Annotated in this window: 9 protein-coding genes; all 9 read left to right on the top strand. The window is 44.3% G+C overall.

From position 1 onward, the window contains the following. Positions 1-13: 13 nt before the first annotated feature. Positions 14-154 carry a thioredoxin family protein gene (locus MR847_RS00520; protein ID WP_287722584.1) on the top strand — a complete coding sequence of 47 codons (141 nt, stop codon included), beginning with the start codon at positions 14-16 and terminating at the stop codon, positions 152-154. A gap of 130 nt (positions 155-284) precedes the next feature. Continuing rightward, entirely contained in the window at positions 285-617 is a 333-nt protein-coding gene (locus tag MR847_RS00515; RefSeq protein ID WP_106520381.1) for a CopG family antitoxin, read from the top strand. Between the two features lie 108 nt (positions 618-725). Next, positions 726-1,445 (top strand): IspD/TarI family cytidylyltransferase, encoded by a 720-nt coding sequence (locus MR847_RS00510; RefSeq protein ID WP_100426415.1) that lies wholly within the window; start codon positions 726-728, stop codon positions 1,443-1,445. 1 nt (position 1,446) lies between these two features. Continuing rightward, positions 1,447-2,463, top strand: a complete 1,017-nt coding sequence (locus tag MR847_RS00505) for an NAD-dependent epimerase/dehydratase family protein (protein WP_100426416.1) — start codon at positions 1,447-1,449, stop codon at positions 2,461-2,463. After that, positions 2,460-3,614 (top strand): polysaccharide pyruvyl transferase family protein, encoded by a 1,155-nt coding sequence (locus MR847_RS00500; RefSeq protein WP_287722580.1) that lies wholly within the window; start codon positions 2,460-2,462, stop codon positions 3,612-3,614. Before MR847_RS00505 ends, MR847_RS00500 begins: the two co-directional genes overlap by 4 nt. A gap of 1 nt (position 3,615) precedes the next feature. Further along, on the top strand, positions 3,616-5,103 hold the full coding sequence (locus tag MR847_RS00495; protein ID WP_100426418.1) for a lipopolysaccharide biosynthesis protein: 1,488 nt from the start codon (positions 3,616-3,618) through the stop codon (positions 5,101-5,103). An 8-nt stretch (positions 5,104-5,111) separates the two neighbouring features. Then, positions 5,112-6,380 carry a CDP-glycerol glycerophosphotransferase family protein gene (locus MR847_RS00490; RefSeq protein ID WP_353846816.1) on the top strand — a complete coding sequence of 423 codons (1,269 nt, stop codon included), beginning with the start codon at positions 5,112-5,114 and terminating at the stop codon, positions 6,378-6,380. Positions 6,381-6,643: 263 nt separating this feature from the next. Beyond that, positions 6,644-6,817, top strand: a complete 174-nt coding sequence (locus tag MR847_RS10985) for a glycosyltransferase (RefSeq protein WP_353846815.1) — start codon at positions 6,644-6,646, stop codon at positions 6,815-6,817. 88 nt (positions 6,818-6,905) lie between these two features. Continuing rightward, positions 6,906-6,996 (top strand): thioredoxin family protein (locus MR847_RS00485; RefSeq protein WP_287722577.1); only part of this gene is annotated, 91 nt, incomplete at its 3' end.

Here is a 6,996-nt window from a genome sequence, read left to right as displayed (position 1 = left end):
CAAGGTTGGCAAGGTGAACGTGGACGAACAGGAAGAACTCGCCGCCCAGTTCCGCGTATCGAGCATTCCGACTCTGGTCGTGATCAAGGACGGCAAGGTCACGAACAGCTCTGTCGGTGTGCAGCCTAAGGCTCAGATTCTTGCCATGATCTAATTCTGTAAGCTACCCATTTTTAGGACTGGTTTAAAGTGAACAGTCCTAATTATGGGGAAGCTTACAAAAATGGGTAGCTGACATATATCTTTGTATTGACATACATCAATACATTTCCTAAAATAGACGCATGGCTCCAAAACGTAAATCGCAAAAACGTAAGCATCCCAAAGGCTTCAAGCTGGTAAAGGATATTTATTCCCCAAGCGAAATCGAAGCCCTGGAAAATGATACGCATGTTAGATCTCCCATGACAATCTCGGGCGGTCATGAATCCGAAACTTTGGAAGAATCGCTTTCGCGAATCAAGCGTGCCATTGCGGAATCCAAGGAAGAAAAAAAGATGTACTCAATCCGTCTCAAAGTCAAGACGGTCGATGCGATCAAGCGCAAGGCTTCTGCCGCCGGCATTCCGTACCAAACCTACATCAACGCCCTCCTCGACAACGCCGCGCTTGCGTAGAGATTGCTTCGTCACTTCGTTCCTCGCAATGACATTCTGAACGTTCCTCGCAATGTCAGTTCCTAAAATGCTATCTTTACTAGCATAGCGTAAAAAAAGGTCTTTATTATGAACATAGCTCTTTTGACAGCGGGTGGAACCGGCAACCGAATGGGACAGGACATCCCGAAACAGTTCATGTGCATTGATAATCAGCCTGTGATCATCTATACGATGCAGGCATTTCAATACAGTAAAGATATTGATGCTATCGCGGTGGTCTGCATCCCTGGATGGGAACCGATCATGCAGGCGTACGCGAACCAGTTCAACATTACCAAGTTGAAGTGGATTTTTCCGGGCGGCGATTCGAATCAAGAGTCTATCTTCAACGGCATCAGCGGGTTGAAGTCCAACGGATGTGACGATGACGATATTATCCTTGTGCATGATGGAGTGCGGCCTCTTGTGTCGAACGAGATCATTGCGAATAATATTGCCACCTGCAAAGAATTTGGGTATGCTGTTACCGGGCTTACTTGCAAGGAAGCGATCATGGAATTGGTGGATGGGAACGTCCATGAAATCGAGATCCCTCGGGAACGCTTGGTTCGCACGCAAACGCCGCATACCTACCGGCTGAAATCCTTGTTGAAGGCGCACGAAGACGCTAAAAAACAGGGGATTGTCAATACGGTCGCCTCCTGTACGCTGATTGCCGCTACGGGCGTCAAGGATCAGCACCTGGTCGAAGGTTCTGAAAAGAACGGGTTAAAGCTGACTCGCCCGCAGGATGTCGAAATTTTCAAGGCGATGATCCATAGCGAACCTGAACCTTGGATGAAGTAGCATGCCTTACGCGGATGACGTAAAAAGGGCTGCGGAAAGCCTGCTCCCCTGGGAAAAGTTGAGCGGCAAGAACATTTTGATTACGGGCGCTACCGGCATGATCGGTTCCACCTTAATCGATGTCTTAATGTCTCATGCGCCTTTAGATTTTCATGTTTATGCGTCTGGGCGTAATGAGTCCAAAGTGGCGGCGGTCTTTTCTAAATACGCGAGGAATCCCCATTTCCATTTTGTCCGTTATGACGTGAGGGAACCTTTGGAAAGCGATGTTTGCTTTCACTATATGATTGCCGGTGCAGGCGTGGCTTCGCCGCAGCTGTATTCCACGGACCCGGTTTCCGTAATCAAGTCGAACCTTTGGGGGGTCGACAACTTGCTGTCGTACGGGGCTAAAAATGGCCTGGAAAAATTTCTCTACATCTCTTCTGGCGAAATATATGGCGAAGGGGATGGACGTGTCTTTTCAGAAGACTATAGCGGCTATGTGAATTGCGCGACCCTTCGTGCCTGTTATCCGTCTGCAAAACGGGCGACAGAATCTCTTTGCATTGCCTACGGCCACCAGTTCTCGATAGATGTGAGTATTGCAAGGCCGTGCCATGTATATGGCCCCCATTTTACCGACTCCGATAAGCGGGTGTATGCCCAGTTCATTCGAAATGTTCTTCGCAAGGAAGACATTGTGATGAAGAGTACGGGCTCGCAATACCGGTCTTGGTGCTATGCGGTGGATTGTGCAACGGCTTTGCTCTTTATTTTGCTGAAAGGCGAAAATGGGGAAGCGTACAACATCGCCGACGAAAGTTCGAATATAACTATTAAGGAACTGGCGGAGATGGTCGCTGGCATTGGAAACCGAAAAGTGGTAATCGATTTGCCGGACGAAGCGGAAAAGCAGGGCTTTAACATTGTGACGAAATCCCTGTATTCCACAGAAAAGCTTCGCTCCCTGGGTTGGACGTGTAACGGAAGCATGCTCGACAAGATGAAGTCGACGATAGAGGCGTTGCAAGGATGAAAAAAATTGTTGTAATGGGACTATTTACAGACCCGAATCAGGGAGATCCGTTAATTCATAGGACGGTAAAAGAACTTTATACGCGTTGTAGCGAAGAAAAAATAGAATGGAAAGATGTGAATTTCCGCTTTTTCTTTGAAGGTCTCCCGAGGAAATTTGCAATTCATGTCGCGAAAAAATTGTTTTATAAGGTTAAACGATTAGCCGTTCGGTTTAACTCAAAATTTTTATATAATGTTCAAATAAAAATCCTCGCATATTGCATGGCGCAACATTTTAAAGGATGCGATGGCGTTCTTCTTGTGGGCGGTGGAGTTATTCATTATAAATTCCATGATTATTGGATAACTATTTCCGCATCACTTTTAGCTTGCAAAAAATTGAATATCCCGATGCTGATTAATGCGATTGGCGTTGAGGGCTTTGATGAGAAGGATCCTAAGTGCCAACTGCTCAGTAAATACATGCGGGTTGGCGGCTTGCGCTTTATTTCGACACGGGACGATGTTGATACTCTGAAGGAAAAGTATTTAAAAGGCGACACTTCGGTCTATGTGACTAAAGTGATTGATCCTGTGATATTCTGTTCTAAATTGTTTGATGTGAAGGTCCAAAAAGAAGGCGTTGTGGGAGTCGGTCTGCTTTGGAAAAACTTTATGAAAAAGTATCGTGAAAAAATCACGGTAGCGGATCTTCGCAAGTATTATATCGATGTTGTTGAAGAATTAGAACGCCGGAATATTCGCTGGGAATTTTTCACAAATGGTTTGGAAACAGATACAGATTTAATTCCCGATTTAGAAGAGCATTTTAAGCGAAAATTTGAGGTCCGTATTCCCCATGATACAGACGAATTCATGTCGATGATCGCTTCTTATAGAGGAATCATTACGGCCCGCATGCATGGATGCATTACGGCTTACTCTTTTGATGTTCCGGCTGTGGCTTATAATTGGGTGGAAAAGGTGGGCTTTTGGTTCCAAAACATTCATCATCCGGAGAGGACGATCCTGTTAGACAATCTGGATGGCTCGATGGCTGTACAACGATTCTTGACTGCCGAAAAAGAAGGCTATGAGGCAGACCTGAGAAAGGAACTGGAAGAGAATCATCTCAAGTCCATAAAAAAAGCTTTGGAATTCATTCGCTAAAATGCCAGAAAAAAACTTAACTCAAAAAACAGTCTCGTCGGTTAAATGGTCCGCCATCGAGAAATTTGGATTGCAGGGAATGCGGTTCGTTCTCGGGTTGATTATGGCCCGCTTGCTATTGCCGTCTGACTACGGTACTGTTGGGTTGATTTCGATTTTTATTGCCATCTCGACGACTTTTGTGGACAGCGGTTTTGGTCGAGCTCTAATCCGAAAGCTGGATCGCACGGAAACCGATTTTTCGACAGTCTTTTATTTTAACATCATCGTCGCTTGCGTTTGTTATGGCATTCTTTTCTTGATCGCACCTTGGATTGCGGAATTTTTTAAGGTTCCTATATTAACATCCATTGTCCGGGTACAGAGTATCACTTTGATCATCAGTGCGCTGATGCAAATTCATGTATCCAAGCTGACGATTGAACTCAATTTTAAGGCCCTTGCCATTCGCTCCATTCTGGCGACTCTCTTGTCTGGTATTTGCGGAATTATCATGGCTTATAACGGCTTTGGCGTTTGGGCCTTGGTCTATCAGACAATCTTGCAGCATGTCATCAATCTGGTTTTCATTTATATCTACTGCAGGTGGCGTCCTTCCCTTGTTTTTTCTTGGAAGTCATTTAAGGAACTGGGCTCGTTTGGCAGCAAACTTTTAGCGTCGAGTCTTTTGCATACGATTTACATGCAAATGAATACACTGGTAATCGGCCGCTTTTTTTCGGCAAAGGACATCGGTTTTTACAATCGAGGCGCCCAGTTTGCCCATTTGCCTGTGGACACAATGAACAGCGTTTTGGGTAAAGTGGCTTTCCCAATTTTTGTCAATTTGCAAAATGACGATACTCGCTTGATCAATGCGTATAGGAAGTATGTCCGGGCACTTTCAATTCCTGTTTCATTTGGGTGTATTTTATTGGCAGCGATTGCAAAGCCGCTGATTCTGCTTTTGCTCACAAACCGCTGGGCGGATTCGATTCTTTATTTGCAAATTATCGCGCTCGCGGTAGTCTTTGATCCCATCTGTTCTGTGAATCTGGTTCTGCTTCAGGTGAAGGGTCGGTCGGATCTTTATTTGCGCCTTGAAATTATCAAGAAGACTGTTTCCATGGCGATTCTCTTTGCGGCGATTCCGTTTGGGGTTGTCGGCATTTGTGTGTCGAAGATTATTTATACTCAATTTGCGGTCATTGTAAATACGTATTATACGGGCAAGTTCTTTAATCTTGGCTATTTTGCACAAGTGAAGGATTTTTCCAAGTATTTGTTGATCGCGGTTTTCGCGTGCTTGCCTGCATTTGGCCTTGCGAATGTTCCTTTGACGGAATGGTTGTCTATTCCAGAAAACGCCGCGTATTTTGTAAGCCTAGCCGTGGGGTGTATTTCTGCGACGGGCTTGTATTATCTATTTTTGCGGAAAGACGAGTCGTTTCAGTACTTTCTTAAAATATTTGAAAATAAGTTTCCCTTTTTAAAAAAGGTGTTCCGGTAAGCTTTCTTATGAGTCAGGTGAAAAGTTTTTTAAAGTCGGTCGCGAACGCGCTTTATACCATGAAGCGGGTTGTCAAGTTTATGTTGTGGTATCCCGCTGTGGCTCTGATGCCCCGAAATCCGAAAAAGATTCTTTTTGGCGCTTGGTGGGGAAATCAATTTTCCGATAACCCCAAATATTTTTTGAAATATATCCTTTCCTTGAATCAGGGATTTGAATGTTATTGGTTTGGGAATGAGTGCATCCGTTCCAAGGTAGAAGCTTTTCCTGGAGTGACCTTTGTAAAAAAAGGCAGCCTGAAAGCGCGTTGGCATTTGTTGACTGCAAAATGGATGGTTACCAATTTAGGCGCGGAATGCGATGTGACAAATCGGTTCCCGACTTACGGCCGCATTAAGCAGCTGACTTTTTGGCATGGTACTGCATACAAGGGTGTCTGTAACCGAGACTATCACGCAGAGCTTTCCAAGAATCCTTTCAAGAGATTTGCACAGTATTTTTTATCGAAGGATTTTAGCATTGCCGCTCCGTTGTGGTCGTGGGCTTCGTTCTCGTTTGAAGAAATGCGTTTTTTGATGCCTTATGAAGTTCCTTGGCAGTTCAAGCCCGAAATGTCCATTGCTGCGGGGACTGCGAGAATCGATTACTTGATTCAAAATAAAGACAATCCAGACGAAATCCGTCGTGTCAAGGCAAACATCGCGTCGATGCTGGGGCTTCCCACGGATAAACGCTGGATCCTTTATATGCCGACATGGCGCAAGGGAATTGGGGTGAATTACTCGTTTATGACGTCTAAGAGGACCGGCGAAATCAACGCGATTCTTGAAAAGAAAAATGCCATTTTGATAGAAAAGCAGCATCCGCAGGTTTTGCAAAAGAACAATATTCAGGGCGGATGGAACGGCTCCATTTACATGATGTCGTCGGATAACGCTTTGACGGATATCGATACTCAGGAATTGTTGCTATCCAGTGATTGCCTGATTACGGATTATTCGTCTTGCCTGTGCGATTTTGAAACGATGGATAGACCCGTGATTCACTATGTGTACGATTACAAGGAATACACATCGACAGAACGGACGGATTATCATGATGTCCATGAATATGCGGCCGGCCCAGTTGCTTTTTCGGAAGATGAATTTATTCAGACTTTGGCCATGGATGATGCGGCGATGTTGGCTGTGAAGGGCCCCAAGGCTGGAGATTTGGTTGCTGCGGAAAAAGGACATGCCTGCGAAACTTTTGCAAAGTGGGTGGGGCTGATTCCGTGATAGTTGGCAACAAATTATTAGACAAAGCGGATACATATCCTCTGCGCGGGATTTGTATGCTGATGATTTTTTTCATCATGCTTTTAATCGTTATACAAACGTGGAATATACCTCTCTAGGGGAAAATCTTTTAGTTAACCCGCTATATTTATTTGCAACTGTTATGTAGAAAACTATTGGTTACTGGTTCTTTCTTCAATTGTTGTTACGTCTGTATTTGTGTTGGCTTATGGCAAGCTAGATTCTAAAGTATTAAATAAATCTTGACTCTGACGAATTACAAAGTTTCTATACTAATCCCCGTCTATAATGTGTCTAGTTTTATTATTAGATGTTTAAAATCAGTGTCGGCGCAAACATATGATGGTGAATTGGAGTGTATTCTTGTAGATGATTGTGGTTGTAAACAAGTGATTAAGACCATTGTAAAGCTATGACACGGCCTATTGTGACCTAGTCACAGTTGCCTAGAACTTCTTTATGTAATATATAGGTGTAAGAACAATCCACATAAAGAGGTAAAACATGTCTGAACTGACGATCACAAAAGAAAACTTTGAAGCAGAAGTTATGCAGTCCAAGGTCCCGGTGCTCATCGATTTTTGGGCAAGCTGGT

It is taken from the genome of Hallerella sp., assembly GCF_022776125.1.
GTDB lineage: Bacteria > Fibrobacterota > Fibrobacteria > Fibrobacterales > Fibrobacteraceae > Hallerella > Hallerella succinigenes.
This window is presented reverse-complemented; position numbering and strand designations above follow the sequence as displayed.

Bases quoted from the DNA above. Each gene is read 5' to 3' on its own strand.
- MR847_RS00515 (WP_106520381.1), top strand. From the start codon at position 285: ATGGCTCCAAAACGTAAATCGCAAAAACGTAAGCATCCCAAAGGCTTC.
- MR847_RS00510 (WP_100426415.1), top strand. From the start codon at position 726: ATGAACATAGCTCTTTTGACAGCGGGTGGAACCGGCAACCGAATGGGA.
- MR847_RS00505 (WP_100426416.1), top strand. From the start codon at position 1,447: ATGCCTTACGCGGATGACGTAAAAAGGGCTGCGGAAAGCCTGCTCCCC.
- MR847_RS00500 (WP_287722580.1), top strand. From the start codon at position 2,460: ATGAAAAAAATTGTTGTAATGGGACTATTTACAGACCCGAATCAGGGA.
- MR847_RS00495 (WP_100426418.1), top strand. From the start codon at position 3,616: ATGCCAGAAAAAAACTTAACTCAAAAAACAGTCTCGTCGGTTAAATGG.
- MR847_RS00490 (WP_353846816.1), top strand. From the start codon at position 5,112: ATGAGTCAGGTGAAAAGTTTTTTAAAGTCGGTCGCGAACGCGCTTTAT.